The organism is Pseudomonas oryzicola (assembly GCF_014269185.2).
Lineage (GTDB): Bacteria > Pseudomonadota > Gammaproteobacteria > Pseudomonadales > Pseudomonadaceae > Aquipseudomonas > Aquipseudomonas oryzicola.
In genome coordinates, this window is the sequence record NZ_JABWRZ020000001.1 from 3,708,547 (window position 1) to 3,727,664 (window position 19,118).

The 19,118-nt window shown below is 64.2% G+C and carries 18 protein-coding genes, 1 tRNA gene and 1 pseudogene; 8 read left to right on the plus strand and 12 right to left on the minus strand.

What is annotated here, in order from left to right; all coding sequences use genetic code 11:
• Nucleotides 1-71: 71 nt before the first annotated feature.
• On the plus strand, nt 72-1,997 hold the full coding sequence (locus tag HU760_RS17100; protein WP_186678744.1) for a transglycosylase SLT domain-containing protein: 1,926 nt from the start codon (nt 72-74) through the stop codon (nt 1,995-1,997).
• Nucleotides 1,998-2,064: 67 nt separating this feature from the next.
• Here the strand turns inward: HU760_RS17100 and HU760_RS17105 are convergent, their stop codons facing one another.
• Together HU760_RS17105 and HU760_RS17110 are read right to left on the minus strand one after the other, a co-directional pair.
• Nucleotides 2,065-2,868: an MOSC domain-containing protein gene (locus tag HU760_RS17105; RefSeq protein ID WP_186678747.1), complete on the minus strand. Its 804-nt coding sequence runs from the start codon at nt 2,866-2,868 to the stop codon at nt 2,065-2,067.
• Nucleotides 2,869-2,924: 56 nt separating this feature from the next.
• Entirely contained in the window at nt 2,925-3,860 is a 936-nt protein-coding gene (locus HU760_RS17110) for a chemotaxis protein CheV (RefSeq protein ID WP_186678750.1), read from the minus strand.
• A gap of 348 nt (nt 3,861-4,208) precedes the next feature.
• Between HU760_RS17110 and HU760_RS17115 the strand changes: the two genes are divergently transcribed.
• The 3 genes from HU760_RS17115 to HU760_RS17125 all read left to right on the plus strand — a co-directional run bounded on the left by HU760_RS17115 (nt 4,209) and on the right by HU760_RS17125 (nt 6,613).
• Nucleotides 4,209-4,721, plus strand: a complete 513-nt coding sequence (locus HU760_RS17115; protein WP_186678754.1) for a histidine kinase — start codon at nt 4,209-4,211, stop codon at nt 4,719-4,721.
• A 346-nt stretch (nt 4,722-5,067) separates the two neighbouring features.
• Entirely contained in the window at nt 5,068-5,964 is an 897-nt protein-coding gene (locus HU760_RS17120; RefSeq protein ID WP_186678756.1) for a sensor histidine kinase, read from the plus strand.
• Nucleotides 5,954-6,613, plus strand: a complete 660-nt coding sequence (locus HU760_RS17125; RefSeq protein ID WP_186678757.1) for a response regulator — start codon at nt 5,954-5,956, stop codon at nt 6,611-6,613. Before HU760_RS17120 ends, HU760_RS17125 begins: the two co-directional genes overlap by 11 nt.
• On the opposite strand, the gene yegS is transcribed toward HU760_RS17125, so the two are convergent.
• Nucleotides 6,597-7,484, minus strand: a complete 888-nt coding sequence (gene yegS / locus HU760_RS17130; protein ID WP_186678768.1) for a lipid kinase YegS — start codon at nt 7,482-7,484, stop codon at nt 6,597-6,599. The genes HU760_RS17125 and yegS overlap by 17 nt on opposite strands.
• Before the next feature lie 312 nt (nt 7,485-7,796).
• Between yegS and HU760_RS17135 the strand changes: the two genes are divergently transcribed.
• Nucleotides 7,797-9,044, plus strand: coding sequence for a glycosyltransferase family 4 protein (locus HU760_RS17135; protein WP_186678770.1), 1,248 nt, complete (start codon nt 7,797-7,799; stop codon nt 9,042-9,044).
• Here the strand turns inward: HU760_RS17135 and HU760_RS17140 are convergent.
• Both HU760_RS17140 and moaB read right to left on the minus strand, forming a co-directional pair.
• Complete coding sequence (locus HU760_RS17140; RefSeq protein WP_186678772.1) at nt 9,033-10,259, minus strand: molybdopterin molybdotransferase MoeA; 1,227 nt, start codon at nt 10,257-10,259, stop codon at nt 9,033-9,035. The two genes, HU760_RS17135 and HU760_RS17140, sit on opposite strands and share 12 nt — an antisense overlap.
• Nucleotides 10,243-10,782 carry a molybdenum cofactor biosynthesis protein B gene (gene moaB / locus HU760_RS17145; RefSeq protein WP_170029077.1) on the minus strand — a complete coding sequence of 180 codons (540 nt, stop codon included), beginning with the start codon at nt 10,780-10,782 and terminating at the stop codon, nt 10,243-10,245. The genes HU760_RS17140 and moaB overlap by 17 nt, the downstream gene beginning before the upstream one ends.
• Nucleotides 10,783-10,970: 188 nt before the next feature.
• Between moaB and HU760_RS17150 the strand changes: the two genes are divergently transcribed.
• Nucleotides 10,971-11,192: a YgdI/YgdR family lipoprotein gene (locus HU760_RS17150; protein ID WP_013971697.1), complete on the plus strand. Its 222-nt coding sequence runs from the start codon at nt 10,971-10,973 to the stop codon at nt 11,190-11,192.
• Between the two features lie 81 nt (nt 11,193-11,273).
• Nucleotides 11,274-11,350 (plus strand) — tRNA-Pro (locus tag HU760_RS17155).
• A gap of 108 nt (nt 11,351-11,458) precedes the next feature.
• Here HU760_RS17155 and HU760_RS24765 read toward each other — a convergent pair.
• The 3 genes and pseudogenes from HU760_RS24765 to HU760_RS17165 form a co-directional block, all read right to left on the minus strand.
• Entirely contained in the window at nt 11,459-12,226 is a 768-nt protein-coding gene (locus tag HU760_RS24765) for a methyl-accepting chemotaxis protein (protein WP_437179860.1), read from the minus strand.
• 165 nt (nt 12,227-12,391) lie between these two features.
• A pseudogene (locus HU760_RS24770) lies at nt 12,392-13,075 on the minus strand (methyl-accepting chemotaxis protein); the annotation flags it as partial.
• 169 nt (nt 13,076-13,244) lie between these two features.
• Nucleotides 13,245-15,008, minus strand: a complete 1,764-nt coding sequence (locus HU760_RS17165; RefSeq protein WP_186678785.1) for an ABC transporter transmembrane domain-containing protein — start codon at nt 15,006-15,008, stop codon at nt 13,245-13,247.
• 212 nt (nt 15,009-15,220) lie between these two features.
• On the opposite strand from HU760_RS17165, the gene HU760_RS17170 reads away from it, so the two are divergent.
• Nucleotides 15,221-15,394 carry a PA1571 family protein gene (locus HU760_RS17170; protein ID WP_186678786.1) on the plus strand — a complete coding sequence of 58 codons (174 nt, stop codon included), beginning with the start codon at nt 15,221-15,223 and terminating at the stop codon, nt 15,392-15,394.
• A 103-nt stretch (nt 15,395-15,497) separates the two neighbouring features.
• Here HU760_RS17170 and pdxB read toward each other — a convergent pair whose 3' ends face one another.
• The 4 genes from pdxB to rlmM all read right to left on the minus strand — a co-directional run bounded on the left by pdxB (nt 15,498) and on the right by rlmM (nt 19,044).
• Nucleotides 15,498-16,640, minus strand: a complete 1,143-nt coding sequence (gene pdxB / locus HU760_RS17175; protein WP_186678787.1) for a 4-phosphoerythronate dehydrogenase PdxB — start codon at nt 16,638-16,640, stop codon at nt 15,498-15,500.
• Between the two features lie 60 nt (nt 16,641-16,700).
• Nucleotides 16,701-16,943 (minus strand): sulfurtransferase TusA, encoded by a 243-nt coding sequence (gene tusA, locus HU760_RS17180; protein WP_186678788.1) that lies wholly within the window; start codon nt 16,941-16,943, stop codon nt 16,701-16,703.
• Between the two features lie 22 nt (nt 16,944-16,965).
• Nucleotides 16,966-17,361: a hypothetical protein gene (locus tag HU760_RS17185; protein WP_217858979.1), complete on the minus strand. Its 396-nt coding sequence runs from the start codon at nt 17,359-17,361 to the stop codon at nt 16,966-16,968.
• Nucleotides 17,362-17,979: 618 nt separating this feature from the next.
• Nucleotides 17,980-19,044, minus strand: coding sequence for a 23S rRNA (cytidine(2498)-2'-O)-methyltransferase RlmM (rlmM, locus tag HU760_RS17190; protein ID WP_186679293.1), 1,065 nt, complete (start codon nt 19,042-19,044; stop codon nt 17,980-17,982).
• Between the last annotated feature and the right edge of the window lie 74 nt (nt 19,045-19,118).

Sequence of the window (19,118 nt, forward strand, 5' to 3'; positions counted from 1 at the left end):
GCTAAGGCTATAGCTTCCAACAGTGCTGGCTCCGCCGTCACTTCCCCATGGTTCAACTGCCCGGACGTATCATGCGCAGCCGCCTGTTACATATTGCATCCTGCCTGCTGCTCTCTGCCGCCACCTGCGCGGCGCAGGCCGCCGACCTTACCCTGCAACGCCAGTACTATGACGAGGCCAAGCGCGCGCTGGCCAAGGGCGACAAGGGCCCGTACCTGCGCTATGCCCAGGCCCTCAGCGACTACCCGCTGACGCCCTACCTGGCCTACGACGAGCTCACCGCGCGCCTGAAAAGCGCCAGCAATCAGGAAATCGAAGACTTCCTCGCCAAGCATGGCGACCTGCCCCAGGCCAACTGGATGAAACTGCGCTGGCTGCGCTGGCTGGCCGAACGCGGCGACTGGGACACCTTCGTCAAGTATTACGACCCCAAGCTCAACTTCACCGAACTGGACTGCCTCAACGGCCAGTACCAGCTCAGCCATGGCCTGCGTGCCGAGGGCTACGCCACCGCCGACAAATTGTGGAATGTCGGCAAGTCGCAGCCGGCCACCTGCGACACGCTGTTCGCCATGTGGGCGGCCGAAGGCCAGCTGACCGAGGCCAAGCGCTGGCAACGCACCAAGCTGGCGGCCCAGGCGCGCAACTACAGCCTGGCCAACAACCTGGTCCAGACCCTGACCACCCTCGGCCCACAGGGGCGCCTGCTGGTCGACGTGGCGCAAAAGCCCGAACTGCTCAATCAGCCGTCGCGCTTCACCCCGGCCAACGAAGCCATGTCCGACGTGGTCAGCCTCGGCCTGCGCCGCCTGGCCCGGCAGGACCCGGAGCGGGCCATGGCGCTGCTCGACGACTACGCCCAGCGCATGCATTTTTCCCGCGACGAGAAGGTGGCGATCGCCCGCGAGATCGGCCTGACCCTGGCCCGTCGCTACGACCCGCGCGCACTCGACCTGATGACCCGCTACGACCCGGAGCTGCGCGATAACATCGTCAGCGAATGGCGCCTGCGCCTGCTGCTGCGCCTGGGCCGCTGGGAGGACGCCTACGAGCTGACCAAGCGCTTGCCGCAGGACCTGGCCAGCAGCAGCCGCTGGAAGTACTGGCAAGCCCGCAGCCTGGAGCTGGCGCAGCCGAACAACCCGCAAATCCCGCTGCTGTACAAGAATGTGGCACGCGAACGTGACTTCTATGGTTTCCTCGCCGCCGACCGGGCGCAGACCCCTTACCAGCTGAACAACAAGCCGCTGGTGCTGAGCCCGCAGCTGGTCAACAAGGTGCGCAACACCCCGGGCATCCGCCGCGCACTGGAGTTCCATGCCCGCGGCCAGATCGTCGAAGGGCGCCGTGAGTGGTACCACGTCAGCCGCCACTTCAACCGTGACGAAATGGTCGCCCAGGCGCGCCTGGGCTACGACCTGCGCTGGTACTTCCCGGCCATTCGCACCATCAGCCAGGCACAGTACTGGGACGACCTGGACATCCGCTTCCCGATGGCCCACCGCGACACCCTGGTGCGTGAAGCCAAGGTCCGCGGCCTGCACTCGAGCTGGGTATTCGCCATTACCCGCCAGGAGAGCGCCTTCATGGAAGATGCACGCTCCCCGGTGGGCGCCAGCGGCCTGATGCAGTTGATGCCCTCCACTGCCAAGGAAACCGCGCGCAAGTTCAGCATTCCCTTGGCATCGCCAGCACAGGTGCTCAACCCGGACAAGAACATCCAGCTCGGCGCCGCCTATCTGAGCCAGGTGCACAGCCAGTTCAACGGCAACCGCGTGCTCGCTTCGGCGGCCTACAACGCCGGCCCAGGGCGGGTGCGGCAGTGGCTCAAAGGCGCCAAGCACCTGAGCTTCGATGTGTGGGTAGAATCCATCCCGTTCGACGAGACCCGCCAGTATGTGCAGAACGTGCTGTCGTATTCGGTGATCTACGGGCAGAAGCTCAACTCGCCGCAGCCGCTGGTGGATTGGCATGAGCGGTACTTTGACGACATGTGAGGGTCGCTGAAACTGCACCGGCCTCGTCGCGGGCAAGCGCGCGACGAGGCCGGTGCAGGCCGCCTTGTCATTCGAGGATTTCGACTTCCATCCCTACTTCAAGCTGCCCACTACCATCCACCGCCAGGTTCTGCCCGAACAACACATTCCCCTCTTTTTCGCGGAAGGTCCTGAGCGTGGCCATCGGTTCGCGGTCGGCACTGCGCTCGCCAGTCGCCGGGTCGATGGTGGTGAAGATGCAGCGCACACTGGGCTTGAGCACGCGAAACTCCAGGCTGCCGATGCGAATCCGCTTCCAGCCATCCTCGGCAAAAGGCGCCGCCCCCTGCACCACCAGGTTGGGGCGAAAGCGCAGCATCTCCAGCGGGCGGCCGATACGCCGGTTGAGTTCGTCCAGCGAGCCCTGGCCGATCAGCGACAAGGGAAAACCGTCCGGGAACGCCGCCCGGTCACTATTCAGGCCATAGCCACTGGGCAGGTAGCGCGCGCGCTGCTCGGGGCAATGCACCAGGCGTACGGCCTTGCCCAGCAGCTCGCTCAGCCAGGCCGCCGCCGCATCACCGGCATCTGGCACGCGCAAGGTATCGCGCCAGATGGTTACACCACGCAGTGCTTGGTCGGCAAACGGCACCGGAACACCCAACGCGGCCTGCCCCGGCGCCTGCAGCAACAACTGGCCGCTGTCGTCTTCGCTGGCCCTGAGCTGGCCAAGCTGTGGCCAGGCACGCTGGGTGAGGAAGCGTCCATTCTCCTCCTCCACCACCATCCAGCGCCGATCACCCTGCAACCCCAACAACCCTACCGGTGAAGCCTGCAGGCGTTGCGCCTGCGCCGACTTAACCGGATACCGATACAACTCACTGAGAAACATCCCTGCCGCCTCGCGTCATGCAAAACGCCAAGCTTATACCCGGCAGGGGGCCTGGATCACGCGCTAGCGGCATCCAGCAACAGGCGCTGCTTGACCACATCGACAAGGCGATCAGGCTGGAACTTGGACAGGAAGTTGTCGCAGCCCACTTTCTTCACCATGGACTCGTTGAAGCTGCCCGACAGCGAGGTGTGCAGCACCACGTAAAGCTGGCGCAAACGGGCATCGCCGCGGATCTCGGTAGTCAGCCGGTAGCCGTCCATTTCCGGCATCTCGGCGTCGGTAAACACCATCAACAGCTTTTTGCAGACGTCCTCGCCAGCATCGGCCCAGCCCTTGAGCAGGCGCAACGCCTTCAGCCCGTCACTGGCCACGTGCAGCTTCACGCCCAACTGGGACAGGGTGTCGCGCAACTGCGCCAGGGCCACGCTGGAGTCGTCCACCAGCAGCACTTCACGGCCGCGCGCCCGCGCCAGCACTGGGTCAGCGAGCTTGTCGCCGGACACCCGGGCGTTGTAAGGCACGATCTCGGCCAGCACCTTCTCCACGTCGATCACTTCGACCAGCTTGTCATCGACCTTGGTGATGGCAGTCAGGTAATGCTGGCGCCCGGCGCTGGTCGGCGGCGGCATGATCGCCTCCCAGTTCATGTTGACGATCCGGTCCACACCACCCACCAGGAAGGCCTGCACCGAGCGGTTGTACTCCGTCACGATGATGGTGCTGTCGGGCCCCGGCTGCAGCGGGCGCATGCCGATCGCCTGGGACAGGTCGATCACTGGCAAGGTCTGGCCGCGCAGGTTGACCACCCCGCAGACGAAAGCGTGGCGCTGGGGCATGAGGGTCAGCTTGGGCAACTGAAGCACTTCCTGGACCTTGAACACGTTGATCGCGAACAGCTGGCGACCAGCCAGGCGAAACATCAGGATTTCCAGGCGGTTCTCACCCACCAGTTGCGTACGTTGGTCTACCGTGTCGAGAATGCCAGCCATTGGAAAACCCCCAGGCTTGAGTCGGAAAAATTGAAATCATCCACCTTGTATCGGCGGCTTCACGCCCAGCTTGACCCTTGCCGGAAAATGCAGTGAAACAATTGATATCAATTTAACATCATGCTTTACTGCGGGCGCCTCCGAGCGAATCAGCAGCACGGCAAAAAGTTCCCTACCTGAGGCAAGGATCAGGGAAACCCTTAGCGACAATCGGGTGCAACCTGATGTTCGCAATATCCTTTAGCCATTAATGTGACGCCATTCTCATTGCATGAATGGAGTCAGGCTTTTGCTAGCTATCGTTTCGGCGTGCCCGTCCTCTGCGCCTGCCTTACGCGCGGGGGCATCATGAAGGACAGTGCCTTATCGTTCGATGATGCGCTGCAGCGGTTTCTGCTGGACGCTCAGGTGCTGCTGACCCAGGCCCAGGAGTGCCTGCAGCATCTGGAGCTGATCGACAGCGACCCGGATGCCTGCCGCTGTCTGGACAATGCGCTCGATAGCCTCGCCCGCCAGGCCACGCACCTGGGCCTGCGCGAAGTCGCCCATTACACCACTGCCCTGCAACAGTTGCTCGCCCCGGCCTGCCGCGACGGCTCCCTGCAGCGCGAAGCGTTGCCGGCCGTGGAGGCATGCCTGACCCTGCTTGCCTGGCAGCTGGAGCTGGTCGATCCCCTGACGGGCCGGCTTAACCTGGACATCGGCGAGCAGCTGGTGCTGCTGGGTGAACTGGCCAAGGTCGTGCAGCAACCTTTGGCGCGAACCTGCACGTCCTGTGACGAACGGGGCAGCGTGTGCATCCACCCGCATGGTGAAGCGGCAGACGGCACACAACCCGGTCGCTCGCCTTCCAGGTATTGACCCGGCGCAACGTGCAACTGGCCTCGCTGATTCAAGTCCACCTGGTCGAGCACTGGAAAGTGCCAGAAGTCACCGGAACAAGGTCGAATCATTACCGCGCACTTTACTCGCCTCAACGGGTGGCACTTGCTGGCCGACAGCGCCCAACCGGCCGGCATTTCAAAGCGCTACCCAGCCGCGACCGCTGCAGTACGAAGTGGTAACATGCGCAGCCACAAACGCTTGCAACCGACTGAAAGGTTGAAAGCTCACGTGTTCAAAAAATCATCGAAACAACTGCGCCAAAGCTTCTGACCAGCATTGTGCAAGGCCCTTCATCAGCAATACTCCAGTGGCTTCCCTACCTATGCTCCCACGCTTGAAGACTTCTTTGCGCTGCCGCTCCCGCGCTGCCCTGCTGCGCTGGGCAACGGTCGGGCTGTGCGTGGCCTCGCTGGTCGCCAACCTGATGCTGTACCTGGGCAACCAGGCGATCCCGGCCAGCCTGCTGCTGCTACAGCTGGCCGCCACGCTGGGCACCGCCGTGCAGCTGGGCCTGAGCGCAAGGTCGATCAGCCTGCGCCCGGCGGAACTGGCCGAGCGCATGCTCAAGGTCCAGGAAGACGAACGCCAGCACCTGGGCCGCGAACTGCACGACGACATCGGCCAGTTGCTGACTGCCGCCAAGCTGCAGTTGCAGTGGCTGCAAAAGCGTATGCCTGAGGAGTTGCAGGGCCACTGCGACGCCCTGCGCAGTACGCTGGATGACACCTTGGGCAACGTGCGCAACGTGTCGGCCCTGCTCAACCCGCGACAACTGGCCAGCCTTGGCCTGGAAGCCAGCCTGCGTGCGCACCTGGTGCGCACCCTGGCCAACAGCGGCGTGCACTGGAGCCTGGCGTGCAACCAGCGCCTGGGCGGCATTGACGAGGCGGTGACCATGGCGGTGTTCCGTATTACCCAGGAAGCCGTGACCAACATGCTGCGCCATGCCCAGGCACGCAACCTGGTCATCGGCCTGCAACGCACCCCCGAAGGGCTGGCCCTGTCGATCCGCGATGACGGCCGTGGCTTCGTGCCCGCGAGAAACCCGGCCGAAGCTGGCCAGCGCGGCCTGGCCGGCATGCTGGAGCGGGTCACCGCACTGCAAGGCAGCCTCGACATCACCAGCCAGCCCGGCCAGGGCACGCACATCGAAGCGGTGTTCCCATGGCCACCGCGTACTCAGCAACGCGCCAGGAATACTGCCGCCCATGACCTGTAGACTGCTGTTGGTAGACGACCATTCGCTGATCCGCGCCGGGGTGCGCGCCCTGGTCGGCGACATTCCCGGTTATGACGTGATTGGCGAAGCCGACGATGGCAGCCAATTGCTGGAACGGGTGCGCATGCTGGCGCCGGATATCGTCTTGCTGGACATCTCCATGCGTTCGACCAGTGGCCTGGATGCCCTTACCCAACTACGCGCCAGCGGCAACAACTGCAAGGTGCTGATCCTGTCGATGCACACCGACCCGGACCTGATCATGCGTGCCCTGGAAAGCGGCGCCCACGGCTACCTGCTCAAAGACACCAGCGCCACCGAACTGGAGCAGGCCCTGGCTGCGCTGCGCAACGGCGAACGCTACCTCAGCCCGGCCATCGCCCACACGGTCATCAACCAGGCGTTGCAGCACACCAGGCAGGGCAAGCAAGCCACGGGCGAGCGGCACAGCCTCACCGCGCGGCAGCTGGAGATCCTGCGTCTGATCGTGCGTGGCAAATCGACCCGGGAGATCGCCACCGGCCTGGGCCTGTCGATCAAGACGGTGGAAACCCACCGTTCGCAAATCATGAAACGCCTGCAGATCCATGACGTGGCCGGCCTGGTGCTGTTCGCCGTGCGCGAGAAAATCATCAGCCTGGACGACTGAGCAACGGCGACCCGACTGGCAGATGCAGACGCAGTGCCGCGGCCCTGGCCTGGAAGCGCAGCTTGTCGGCCTGCAACGGCTCACCATCGAGGTTGATATCCAGCCCTTGCGAGCACTTGATCTCGACCCAGGGCAACCTGGCCCGGACAAAAAGGCCATCTCCGGCCAACAGGTCACGCAAGGTCCCGACCACTTCCTGGGGAGCCGGCAAGATGGCAATGTCGAGCAAGCCGTCGTTGACCACCGCCTCGGGGCACAGCACCTGCCCGCCCCCGGCCTGGCGGCCATTGCCGATGCCCAGCGCCAGCAAGTCCCCTTGCCAGTGAAAGCCTGGCCCCTGCAACGCCACCGAAGCTGCTTGCAGCTCGCTGAAGCGCGATAACCCGGTGAACAGGTAGGCAGCAGCGCCCAGCACTTTCTTCAGGTCTTCGGAGGTGTTGGCCGTCACCTGGCTGCCAAAACCGCCAGTGGCCATGTTGAGGAACAACTGTTCGCCGGCCTGCCCCAGGTCTATCGGCTGGGCAGGAACATTCAGCAAGGCCAGCGCCGTGGCAGTCTCCAGGGGGATACCGGCGGCCTTGGCAAAGTCGTTGGCCGTGCCCAGCGGCAGCAACGCCAGGCTGGCCTCGGTACCCGCCAACCCCATGGCCTCGGCAACATCGCGCAGCGTGCCGTCCCCGCCCCCTGCGACGATATGGCTGTAGCCGGCGGCCAGCGCCTCGGTGACCAGGCGCTGGGCGTCACCGGCCTCCCAGGTAACCCGCACATCCAGCACCCAGCCGCTGTCGCGCAGGCCACGCACGGCGCTGCGCACCTCTTCGTTCATCGCCTGCTTGCCGTGCAGGATCAGCATTGCCTTGCGCACTTGCATGTGCCCCCTCCAGGAATGGATCAACCCAGATCTCGACCCTCGGCAACCCCTAATCGTTGCATGCCGCCGCGCAATTGATCGGCTCAACCGGTGTTTTTTCACAGCATCGCACAGGCCCGGCTATGCTTGGCTGATGCATTGACAAGTTTTTGACCCAGGCAAGGAGTGTTTCCAGGCCTGTCAGCCTATTGACGCCTGTTTACCCGGGGCCTGTCTCATCTTTGGCCAAGGACGCGCCCCACCGGCAATGGTGTGCACGCCTGCCGACGTGCATGCCTTGCCATCCGTGACCTTCAGCGAGGACTCCGGGTCATGCGCATTCTCTGGACTCTGCCTTACCTGCCCTGGCCGACCACCAGCGGCAGCAAGACCCGACAATACCATCTGCTGCGCGCACTGGCCCAGCGCGGCCATCGGATCACCCTGCTGGTGCAATCGAAAATCCCCCTTGACGATACGGCCCGCCAGGCCCTGGAGCCGTTGCTCGAACGCCTGATCGTACTGCCCCGCCGGCCTTTGCACAGCCCGCTCAACCTGCTGGCCTCGCCGATCCTCGAGTACCCCATGCGGGCAATCATCAATGGCCTGGCACCCTGCCTGCGGCACCGCTTCGAGCAACTGCTGGACGAGCCCTGGGACGTGATCCAGATCGAGCACAGCTACAGCTTCCAGCCGTTCGAAAAGGCCCTGCAGACACGCGGACTGCCCTACATGCTCAGCGAACACTCCCTGGAGTCGCTGACGGGCGGCGCCAACCACGACCGGCTACCGCTGTGGCTACGCCCGTTCAATGCCTTCGACCGGTGGCGCTACCGGCGCTGGGAACAACGCGTATTGCGCCAGCCCACCGAACTGGTGGCGGTCAGCAACCACGATGCCGAGCTGATTGCGCAGATCAGCGGGCGCCCGGTAAACGTGGTGGTAAATGGTGTGGATTGCGACTTCTACCAGTACGTGGAACCGGCGCTGCATAGCCAACGCCTGCTGTTCGTTGGCAACTTCGAGTACGGCGCCAACCTGGAGGCGATCGAATGGGCGCTGGAAGACATCTTGCCGCAAGTGTGGATGAGCAATCCGGCGGTGCGCCTGGCCATCGCCGGGCATGCGATGCCGGCCAGCTGGAAGCTGCACTGGAACGACCCGCGCATCGAATGGCTCGGCTATTGCCCTGACCTGCGTGAGCTGCAGCGGCGCTCGGCACTGTTCTTTGCGCCGCTACGTTATGCCGGTGGCTCCAAAGTGAAGATCCTCGAAGCGATGGCCGCCGGCTTGCCGGTCATCACCACTGGCAAAGGCGTTTCCGGCCTGGCCGCGAACAACGGCGAGCATTACCTGGGCAGTGACGAAGGCGACCAGCTGGCCCTGTTGATCACACAGTTGCTCAACCAGCCCTGGCGCATGAGCCAGCTGGGCGATGCCGGGCGCCAGTTCGCCCGCCAGCGCCACGACTGGCGCGTGGCCGCCCAGCAGTTGGAGAATGTGCACATGCGCCTGGCCCAGGCGACAGCGGCCGAGGCCGCGCCGCTGGCCAGCGCCTGGCTGGGGCGATCAGCCAAGTAGCTCGCTGAACGGGATGAACGGCACGCGGTCACCCTGCTTCGGCGTGCTGCCTTCGCGCACCTCCACCAACCCTTCGGCCCAGGCCGCACTGCGCAGCACGCCGGAGCTCTGGTTCTTGTAGATGCGCACCTGGCCCTGCTCGATGCGGGCGCGCAGGTATTCGCGACGGGTGCCGGGCTTGGGCCAGTCAAAGCCTGCTGGCATGTCGAAACGTAACGGCGTGACGTCGGTCACACCCTGGCGCCGCAACAGATAGGGTCGGGTCAGCAGGCCAAACGTGACCAGGGTCGACGCCGGGTTGCCTGGCAGTCCGATCACCGGCACACCCTGGAAGTGGCCGAAGGTCAAGGGTTTGCCCGGTTTGATTGCCAGCTTCCACAAGGCCAGCTCGCCCGCTTCGCGCAGGGCGGCGCCGAGGTAGTCGGCTTCGCCCACCGAAACGCCCCCCGTGGACAGGATCAGGTCGACATCGACCAACTCGGCCAGGCAGGCGCGGGTTCGCGCCAGGTCATCCGGCAAGATGCCTGCATCGACCACGTCGCAGCCCAGCCGCTGCAGCCAGCTGACCAGTAGCCGGCGGTTGCTGTTGTAGATCTGCCCCGGCCCCAGCGCCAGGCCGGGCTCGACCAGTTCGTCACCCGTGGACAGCACCGCCACCCGTACCTTGCGTACCACCTGCAGGCGGTCGTAGCCCAGGCTGGCAGCCAGGCCCAGCTCGATCGGCCCCAGCCGGGTACCGGCGCTCATCACCTGCTCGCCCTTGCGGGTTTCCTGGCCTTGGGGGCGAATGTTCTGGCCGGATGTCAACGGTTCGAGGAAGCGGACCCGGCCGTCTTCAGCCTCTGCGGTGTTTTCCTGCATCTCGACGCAGTCGGCACCTGCAGGCAGCGGCGCGCCGGTGAAGATACGTGCACAGGTGCCGGGTTGCAGCGGCTGCGGCGCATGGCCAGCGAAGATCCGCTGGCTGACCGGCAGCGGCTCGCCCTGCCAGTCGGCCAGGCGCAGGGCATAACCGTCCATGGCGCTGTTCGGCCAGGGCGGCAGGTCGAGCGAGGCCACCAGATCGCTGGCCAGCACACGGCCCTCGGCCTCCGCCAGCGGCAAGCTCTCGGCGTCGCCGATCGGGGCCGCTTCGGCCAATGCCAGCAGTTGTGCCAGGGCCTGCTCCACCGGCATCAGCGGCCGGGCCTGGCGAACCTCAGCCACGGCTGTCACAGGCTGCAGCCTGCTTCAGGTGCGCGACGAAGTTGCACGGGCGATGGCGGGCATCCAGCTGCTCCGCGAGGATACCGTCCCAGCCGGTGCGCACAGCATTGGTCGACCCCGGCAGGCAACAGACCAGGGTACCGTTGGCCAGCCCGGCGAGGGCACGCGACTGCACGGTGGAGGTGCCGATGTCGGCCACGGAAATCTGCCGGAACAGCTCGCCAAAGCCTTCCACCTGTTTGTCCAGCAGGCAGGCCACGGCCTCTGGCGTGCTGTCACGCCCGGTGAAGCCGGTACCGCCGGTAATCAGCACCACTTGCACGTTGTCATCGGCAATCCAGGTGGCGACCTGCGCGCGGATCTTGTACAGGTCGTCTTTCAACAGCACACGCTCGGCCAAGCGGTGGCCGGCGGCATTCAGCCGGTCAACGAACAGCTGGCCGGATGTATCGGTGTCGAAGGTACGGGTGTCGCTGACCGTGAGCACGGCGATGTTCAGCGGCACGAAGGGGGTATCTGCCTTGGCTTTCATGGAGGTCCGTCACAAGAAGATGGGATGGCCGCAGTTATAACACAGCGCACGCCCACCACAGCGTGACGCCCGTGGCTGTTGCTGTTGGTCAATGCCTTGGCTGAGCCGCTATGCTGCACTGTAGACGGAACTTGCGTGGACGCCCTGCGTCTTAATTTCATCTAGCACCATCGCACTGGAGAAACACGATGATTCAACGGACCCTACCCGCCTTCCTGCTCGCCCTGGGCCTGGGCGCCCTGGCAGGCTGCGCATCGCCAACCGTCATTACCCTGAACGACGGCCGCGAAATCCAGGCCACCGACACACCAAAATACGATGAAGACTCAGGCTTCTACGAATTCGAGCAACTGGACGGCAAGCGCACGCGCCTGAACAAGGACCAGATTCGCACCGTGAAAGAGCTCTGATTGCACCGCACTTTTTTGCAAACGCCCTTTTAACAACAAGGGGTTGCGTGCAAAAACAGGATGCAGTAGGATTTCCTTCATCGGAGTGTAGCGCAGCCAGGTAGCGCGTCTCGTTCGGGACGAGAAGGCCGCAGGTTCGAATCCTGTCTCTCCGACCAAATCCTGATCAAAAAGCCCGCCATTGTGCGGGCTTTTTGTTGCGTCCGATTGTTGCGTCCGAGAAGTGGTCCCCGCTTCTGCAGGGACCGCATCAAGGCTGGAGCGCCTCAGGCAGTGAGGCGTGAGGTGACTTCGCCCAGTTGCCCCGACAACCCATGCAGGCGCTGCCCGGCCTGTTCGGTGTGCTGCACCGCTTCCTGGTTGGCCGTGGCAATGCGGGTGATCTCGATCAGGTTGCGCGAGATGTCTTCGGCCACGCTGGTCTGCTCCTCGGCCGCCGTGGCGATCTGCCGGTTCATGTCGCGGATGGCCTCCACTGCCAGGGTGATGCGCTGCAGCATCTGCCCTGCCTGCTGCACCTGTTCGGCACCCTCCTCGCTGCGCTGCTGGCCGCTTTCGATGGCCTTGACCGCTTCCACTGCCCCGGACTGCACCGCTTCGATTATCTGGTTAATCTCGGCTATCGACGCCGCTGTGCGCTGGGCGAGGCTGCGCACCTCATCGGCGACCACGGCAAAGCCGCGGCCAGCCTCACCGGCTCGGGCCGCCTCGATGGCCGCGTTGAGCGCCAGCAGGTTGGTCTGTTCGGCTATGCCACGGATTACTTCGAGGACTTTGCCAATGCGCGTGCTGTCATGCTCCAGGTCGCGAATCACTGCCGCCGTGCCGGCAATCTCGCGGTTGACCACGCCGATGATGTCGATGGTCTGCTGCATCACCTGCTCGCCCGCCTGGGCACTGTGGTCGGCATCGTCCGCGGCGCGGGCCGCCTCAGCGGCGTGGCGTGCGACTTCCTGGGCAGTGGCAGACATCTCGTGCATGGCCGTGGCCACCTGGTCAGTGCGCTGGAACTGGTCGTGGGTGCCACGGGCCATGTCGCCAGCGATGTTGCGCAGCTGGCCGCTGGCACCCTCCAGCTCCTGCGCGTTGTCCTTCAGGCGGCCGACGGTATCGGCGAGGAAATCGCGCAAGGTGTTGGCCGCCCGCGCCAGGCGCCCCAGTTCATCCTCGCGGCGGCTGTCAACCCGCGCCGCAAAGCGGCCCTGGCTGAGCTGTGCGACATAGTCGATCAATTGGCGAATCGGCTCGATCAGGCTGCGGTTGACCAGCCACAGGCTGAACAGCCCCACCAGTACCGCCGAGGCGAGCATCACCGACAGGCCCAGCCACACCGTGCGTTCGGCGCCTGCACTGAGGCTGGCGGCGCGTTGGCGGGCATCGGTCCGCAGTTGCTCGACCAGCGCGCTCATCTGCTCGCTGGCGGCTCGGTCCACGCCCTTGACCGCCTGGTCGCCGGCAACCGGGTCGCCACCCGCCGCCAGGAATGCCTGGCGGCCCTGCGCATAGGCCTGGCCAAGCTGTCGGTGGCTGTCGCGCAGTTGCTGCAGCGGAGCCCTGAGCTGGGCGTCGCTGCTCTCGATCAATTGCCCGAGCAGTTGCTGCACCTGCTGCTCACGGGCCTGGAACTGCTGCCAGTACTTGTCCATGTCTGCAGGCTGGCGCCCGCGCAACAGCACGTTCTTCCACTCCTGCACCTGGATCTTGAACTGCAGGTTGGCTTCGTCGAGCAATTGCGATGCCCGCAGCGGTCCATCGACCAGCTCGGCATAGCCGCGCACGCTGGACGAGAGGAACTGGAAGCACACCAGGGCGATCAGCAGCATGGCCAACAGGCTGCCACCGAACAGCGAGAGAATTTGCACTCTGAGTGATTTACGCCACATCTTGGATCTCGGAAAGCAGGGGGAAGGCTGGGGCCGACGACGCAGCCCAGGTTACTGGCAGGCCAAAAAAATGGCTGCCATCAAGCAATGGCAGCCAGGTCAAGCACGCAACAGTTGGGGCAGATACTCTCAGGCAAATACTACAGAAATGTTACAAAGCCACGACAAGCTACCCCGTGGTGAACTGCAAGGCTGCCAGGCGCGCATAAAGCGGGCTGGTTTCGATCAACTGGCGATGCGTGCCTACCGCCACCAGCCGGCCCTTGTCGATGACGGCGATACGGTCGGCATGCTGAACTGTGGCCAGGCGATGAGCGATCACCACGGTGGTGCGCCCGGCCATCAGGCTGGGCAGTGCCTGCTGGATCAGGTGTTCACTTTGCGCGTCGAGGGCGCTGGTGGCTTCGTCCAGCAACAGGATCGGCGCATCGACCAGCAACGCCCGGGCGATGGCCAGGCGTTGCCGCTGGCCGCCAGACAGGCCGATGCCCCCCTCGCCCAGCAGGGTCTGGTAACCCTGCGGCAGTTGCCTGATGAAAGCGTCGGCATGCGCACCACGGGCCGCTGCCTCGACCTCGGCCAAGGTTGCCTCGGGCCGCCCATAGCGGATATTGGCCTCCACCGTGCCACGGAACAGCGCGGGGGATTGCGCCACCAAGGCGAACTGCCGGCGCAGTTGGTCGGGGTCCAGTTCGGTAATCGCCTCACCATCGAGCAGGATGCGTCCTCGCTGCGGGTCGTAGAAGCGTAGCAACAGGTCGAACAAGGTCGACTTGCCCGCCCCCGAGGGGCCTACCAACGCTACGGTCTGCCCCGGCTCGATGGCCAGGCTGAGGCCATCGACAGCCGCGACCGACGGCCGTGACGGATAGGCGAACACCAGTTCCTGCAGTTCGATACGCCCACTCGCCCGTTGCTGCGGCAGCACCCGCGCCACACCCGGCGCCAGGATCGCCGTGCGTGCCGCCAGCAGTTCGGCAATGCGCTCGGCTGCGCCCGCCGCACGCTGCAGCTCGCCGATCACTTCACTGAGGGTGCCGAAGGCACTGCCGACCAGCAGGCTGTAGAACACGAAGGCAGCCAGTTCGCCCGCCGAGATCCGCCCGGCGATCACATCCATGCCGCCCACCCACAACATCACCCCCACTGCCCCGAGCACCAGCACGATCACCAGGGTGATCAGCCAGGCACGCTGGGCGATGCGTTGCCGGGCCACAGTGAACGCCGCCTCGACCGCATCGGCGAACAGCTTGCGGTCCTGCGCCTGGTGGTTGTAGGCCTGCACGGTCTTGATCTGGCCGAGGGTCTCGGCCACATAACTGCCCACGTCGGCCACACGATCCTGGCTCTGCCGCGACAGGCGGCGTACCCGGCGGCCGAACAGCAGGATCGGCGCCAGCACCAGCGGCAGCGCCACCACCACGATGCTGGTGAGCTTGGGGTTGGTGATGAACAGCAATACCACACCGCCGATGACCATCAGCGCGTTGCGCAGGAACATCGACAGCGACGAACCGATTACCGACTGCAGCAAGGTGGTGTCGGCGGTCAGCCGCGACTGGATCTCGGAGCTGCGATTGTCTTCGAAGAACCCGGGATGCAAGCCGATCAGGTGGTCGAACACAGCCCGCCGGATGTCGGCCACGCAGCGTTCGCCGATCCATGACACCAGGTAGAAGCGGCTGAAGGTACCCACTGCCAAGGCCAGCACCAGCAACAGGAACAGGCCGATGGTCTGGTTGAGCTGGTGCGCGGAGCGGGTCATGAACCCTTGGTCCACCAGCAGGCGGATGCCCTGCCCCATGGACAAGGTAATGGCAGCCGTGACCACCAGGGCCAGCAAGGCCAGCAGCATCTGGCGACGGTATGGACGGAGGAACTGCCAACCCAGGCGCAAGGCGCGGCGTTGACGTGGGGAAACCGATTCAGGCATGGCAGTGACCACAACAGTGGGGAAACCGCAGCCTACCACTCATCGGTACCGAGGGAACCCTTGCAGGTTGCTATAGCCTATCGGTCTAACCCGGCGCTGGAGCTTTGCCGCCGTTTCTGTTGGACTGTTTCTGCCGTGACGCGGTGGTAGCTGTCACAGGCCAGTCACGGCGCAGGGCTATCCTGAGCTTGAACCTGAAAAGGAGGCACTACATGAGCTTGCAGCATGGCAGCGACAACCAGAAGCCCCGGCCCATCCCACCCGCGCAGGTGTGCGGTTCGATCATCGACGCCCAGGGGCGCGAGGTACCGATTACCGAGCAGATGATCCAGCAGGCCTGCAAGGCCCTGGAAGAAAGCCGGGTCGAGCGCGTACGCAAAGGTTGATCGGCGAATCCCTTGTAACCCGGCGCTTGCGCCGGGTTTTTATTTGCCTTGCAGTCGGCGGATGCGGCCCCCGGCAGGAGCGGATTAATTATGGGGAGTGCTGTCAGACCAGCACCCCACCCAAGGCACTCACCAGTTGCGCCAACTGCAGCGACTCACCGCGCAAGCGCACCGCCAGCCCTTCGATCTCGCGCCGAGGCGGGTATTGTTTGCGCAACTGGTCGAATGCCGCACGCTGTTGCTGCGGGTCGTCGCTGAGGCTGCGGCGGAAGTCGGCATCGTCACGGCGCGGGTCGTACACGGCGCGACACAGGGTGGCCAAGGCCCAGGCCGGGTCAGCAGCGGCATCCAGTTCGATCTGTGCCAGCGGCGGGCGTGGCAGCAGGTCAGCCAGCTGCACCTGTTCGTCCACACCCAGGAAGCGGCACAGCGCCTGGTAGATCTGCGCCGTGCCACGCTGGCGACCGTCGAGGCTATAGCCGGCAATGTGCGGTGAGGCCAATGTGCACAGGTCGGCCAGTTGCAGGTCGACTTGCGGCTCGCCCTCCCACACGTCCAGCACTGCATGCACGTCTTCACGGTCGAGCAGCAGTTCGCGCAGAGCGCTGTTGTCCACCACCGGGCCACGGCTGGCATTGATCAACCAGGCGCCCGGGCGCAGTCGTGCCAGCTGTGCCTGGCCCAGCAAGTGCCAGGTCGGGTGCTCGCCGCCGCGCTGCAACGGCGTATGCAGGCTGATCACGTCGCATTGTTGCAATAGGGTATCGAGGCTGACGTAGGCGCCGCCTTCGGCGGCCTGGCGCAACGGGTCGCACACCAGCACCTTCCAGCCCAGGCCGTGCAGCACCCGCACCAGGCGTCCCCCTACCTCACCCGCGCCCACCACGCCATACACCCGCTCGGGCAATGCCACGCCATCCAGTTCAGCCAGGGTCAGCAGGCTCCCCAGCACGTAATCCACCACGCCACGGGCATTGCAGCCCGGCGCGCTGCTCCAGCGGATACCGGCCTCGGCAAAGTAGTCCAGGTCCAGGTGGTCGGTGCCGATGGTGCAGGTGCCGACAAAGCGCACGCGGCTGCCTTCGAGTAACTGGCGATCGACCTTGGTCACCGAGCGTACCAGCAGGATGTCGGCGTCCCTGACGCTGGCGGCATCGAGGCTTCGGCCCGGATAACGGCGGATTTCGCCGAAGCCCTGGAAGAAGGCATCGAGCAGCGGGATGTTCTCGTCGGCAACTATCAGCATGGCGCTCTCCTGTCTGGGGAACGCAGTGTAGGCGCAACGCGGGCCGTGTTCCAGAGCGCTTCAGTCGGCTTTCTTGCGAATCCAGTACAGGAAGGTGCCGGCGCTCTCCTGCTGCTGCAGCAGTTCGTGGCCGAGGAAGTTGCAGAACTTGGGGATATCGCGACGGGTCGAGGGGTCGGTGGCGATGACCTTGAGCAGGCCGCCAGCGGCCAGGTCACGTACGTGCTGGTGCAGCATCATCACCGGTTCCGGACAGTTCAGGCCGGTGGCGTCGAGGATGGCGTCGGGGGTGAATTCGGTCATGGGGGGCTCCGCAAATGATGCGCTATTGTCGCGCATAGCGCGACGCGCTCCAAGCACCACACGCCCACTCGCTCTTCTTGCTCTTGCTCTTGCTCTTGCTCTTGCTCTTGCTCTTGCTCTTGCTCTTGCTCTTGATCTTGATCTTGATCTTGATCTTGATCTTGATCTTGATCTTGATCTTGATCTTGATCTTGATCTTGATCTTGATCTTGATCTTGATCTTGATCTTGATCTTGATCTTGATCTTGATCTTGATCTTGATCTTGATCTTGATCTTGATCTTGATCTTGATCTTGATCTTGATCTTGATCTTGATCTTGATCTTGATCTTGATCTTGATCTTGATCTTGATCTTGATCTTGATCTTCGCGACTTCAGGAGGCCGAACGCAGGCCTTGCGGAGGGAGGTGACGGGCATGGATGCCCGTCAAGCGCTGAGGCCCCATGGATGGGGCCTGCAGCGCGTCCTCCCGGGAGCGAGGCCGGAGTGAGGGAACCCCGGAGCGCAGCGCAGGGGCCGGATGATGGGAGCGCAGCGTTTTTTGGTTACTTTTTGCCGCGTTTGGCAAAAAGTGACTCGCCGTAAGGGCGAAAAGGTGAGTCAGCGTCGCCATCGCCAATGGACTTTGCGCGCGATAAAAACCAGCGCTATCCCGCTTCAAGCTTTTCGCTTTTCGCTTTCAGGCGTAGGCTTCAACAACAAGGTCAACATTCATTTTCAAAGGTGGCGCTTAGTCACCTTTCCGCCCTTACGGCGGGTCACTTTTTGTCAAACGCGACAAAAAGTAACCAAAAAACGCTGGCTCCCATCATCCGGCCCCTACGCTGCGCTCCGGGGTCCCCTCGCTACGGGCTCGCTCCCGGGAGGACGCGCTGCAGGCCCCATCCATGGGGCCTCAGCGCTTGACGGGCATCCATGCCCGTCACCTCCCTCCGCAAGCCCTCCGCTCGGCCTCCTGAAGTCGCAATCGGCGGCGCCTGCACTACCGCGCGCTTAACAGCAACGGCAACGGCAACGGCAATTACCGGGCCGTGCTCAACGCGGTTTCAAGTCCATCCGACGCAGGTGGCAAGTCACTTCCTCACGGTCGTGGTACAGCTGCTTACAGGCAATCGACACCTTGATCTTGCGTGCCTTGAATGTCGCCTCCATGCGCTCGAGCAGCCGCCGCACCTCGGCATAGCGCTGCTTCATCGGCAACTTCAGGTTGACCACCGCTTCGCGGCACAACCCTTCGCCCAGCCAGGTTTCGATCAGCGAGGTGGTGCGCGCTGGCTTCTCGACAATGTCACACACCATCCAGTCCACCGGCTGCTTCGGCTGCCAGGTAAAACCATCAGCCATCAGGTGCTGAACCAACCCGGTATCCATCAGGCTTTCAGCCATCGGCCCGTTATCGATGGCAGTCACCAGCATGCCCCGACGCACCAGCTGGTAGGTCCAGCCGCCCGGCGAGGCCCCCAGGTCGACACCGGTCATGTCGTCGCCCAGGCGCTGCGCCCATTGCTCGCGCGGGATGAACTGGTGCCAGGCCTCTTCCAGCTTGAGGGTCGAGCGACTGGGAGCTTCGCGGGGAAATTTCAGGCGCGGGATGCCCATGGGCCATAGCGCGCTGTTGTTCGCCGGGGCGACGCCGGCGAACACTCGTCGGCCACTGATGAACGTAAGCAGCAGACGTGGGCGGCTGGCATCGTCGACCAGGCGACCGGCCTTTTCCAGCGCCTTGCGCAGCGGCACCTCGAATTTGCGGCAGAAGGTGGACAGTTCCTTGCCTTCGTTGCTGTCCAGCACTTCCAGCCACAGGCTGCCGAACACCGGTAGCCCCGCCAGGTGCGCCAGCAGCACACTGATGCGGTCGTTCTCCGGCAGCTCGATATAACCGCCACGGGCCCATTGCCGCGGGAAAATCAGCTGGTTGAAGCGCATTTCCCCCATCAGGCGCTCGGCACCGCCGTCCTCGCTGCAGACGAACTCGGCGCTGGCACTGTGCGGCTTGCCTTTGGCATAGCCGGCAATGCCCAGGCGGGCGGCATGTTCGCTGATTTCGGCGCAAACCTCGCCCTCGAAACCGGGCCGGCAATGCATGAACAGGGTATTCATCTCTCACTCCACTACGGCGGGCGCCACAGGCGCCGGCAGGGCGGCGATGATAAAGGAAGATCGGAACCTGCGAC

Bases quoted from the DNA above. Each gene is read 5' to 3' on its own strand.
- pdxB (WP_186678787.1), bottom strand. From the start codon at position 16,640: ATGCTGATAGTTGCCGACGAGAACATCCCGCTGCTCGATGCCTTCTTC.
- HU760_RS17110 (WP_186678750.1), bottom strand. From the start codon at position 3,860: ATGGCTGGCATTCTCGACACGGTAGACCAACGTACGCAACTGGTGGGT.
- HU760_RS17185 (WP_217858979.1), bottom strand. From the start codon at position 17,361: ATGCCCGTCACCTCCCTCCGCAAGGCCTGCGTTCGGCCTCCTGAAGTC.
- HU760_RS17120 (WP_186678756.1), top strand. From the start codon at position 5,068: ATGCTCCCACGCTTGAAGACTTCTTTGCGCTGCCGCTCCCGCGCTGCC.
- HU760_RS17105 (WP_186678747.1), bottom strand. From the start codon at position 2,868: ATGTTTCTCAGTGAGTTGTATCGGTATCCGGTTAAGTCGGCGCAGGCG.
- HU760_RS17150 (WP_013971697.1), top strand. From the start codon at position 10,971: ATGATTCAACGGACCCTACCCGCCTTCCTGCTCGCCCTGGGCCTGGGC.
- rlmM (WP_186679293.1), bottom strand. From the start codon at position 19,044: ATGAATACCCTGTTCATGCATTGCCGGCCCGGTTTCGAGGGCGAGGTT.
- moaB (WP_170029077.1), bottom strand. From the start codon at position 10,782: ATGAAAGCCAAGGCAGATACCCCCTTCGTGCCGCTGAACATCGCCGTG.
- HU760_RS17135 (WP_186678770.1), top strand. From the start codon at position 7,797: ATGCGCATTCTCTGGACTCTGCCTTACCTGCCCTGGCCGACCACCAGC.
- tusA (WP_186678788.1), bottom strand. From the start codon at position 16,943: ATGACCGAATTCACCCCCGACGCCATCCTCGACGCCACCGGCCTGAAC.
- HU760_RS17165 (WP_186678785.1), bottom strand. From the start codon at position 15,008: ATGCCTGAATCGGTTTCCCCACGTCAACGCCGCGCCTTGCGCCTGGGT.
- HU760_RS24765 (WP_437179860.1), bottom strand. From the start codon at position 12,226: ATGGCCCGTGGCACCCACGACCAGTTCCAGCGCACTGACCAGGTGGCC.
- HU760_RS17170 (WP_186678786.1), top strand. From the start codon at position 15,221: ATGAGCTTGCAGCATGGCAGCGACAACCAGAAGCCCCGGCCCATCCCA.
- HU760_RS17100 (WP_186678744.1), top strand. From the start codon at position 72: ATGCGCAGCCGCCTGTTACATATTGCATCCTGCCTGCTGCTCTCTGCC.
- HU760_RS17115 (WP_186678754.1), top strand. From the start codon at position 4,209: ATGAAGGACAGTGCCTTATCGTTCGATGATGCGCTGCAGCGGTTTCTG.
- HU760_RS17125 (WP_186678757.1), top strand. From the start codon at position 5,954: ATGACCTGTAGACTGCTGTTGGTAGACGACCATTCGCTGATCCGCGCC.
- yegS (WP_186678768.1), bottom strand. From the start codon at position 7,484: ATGCAAGTGCGCAAGGCAATGCTGATCCTGCACGGCAAGCAGGCGATG.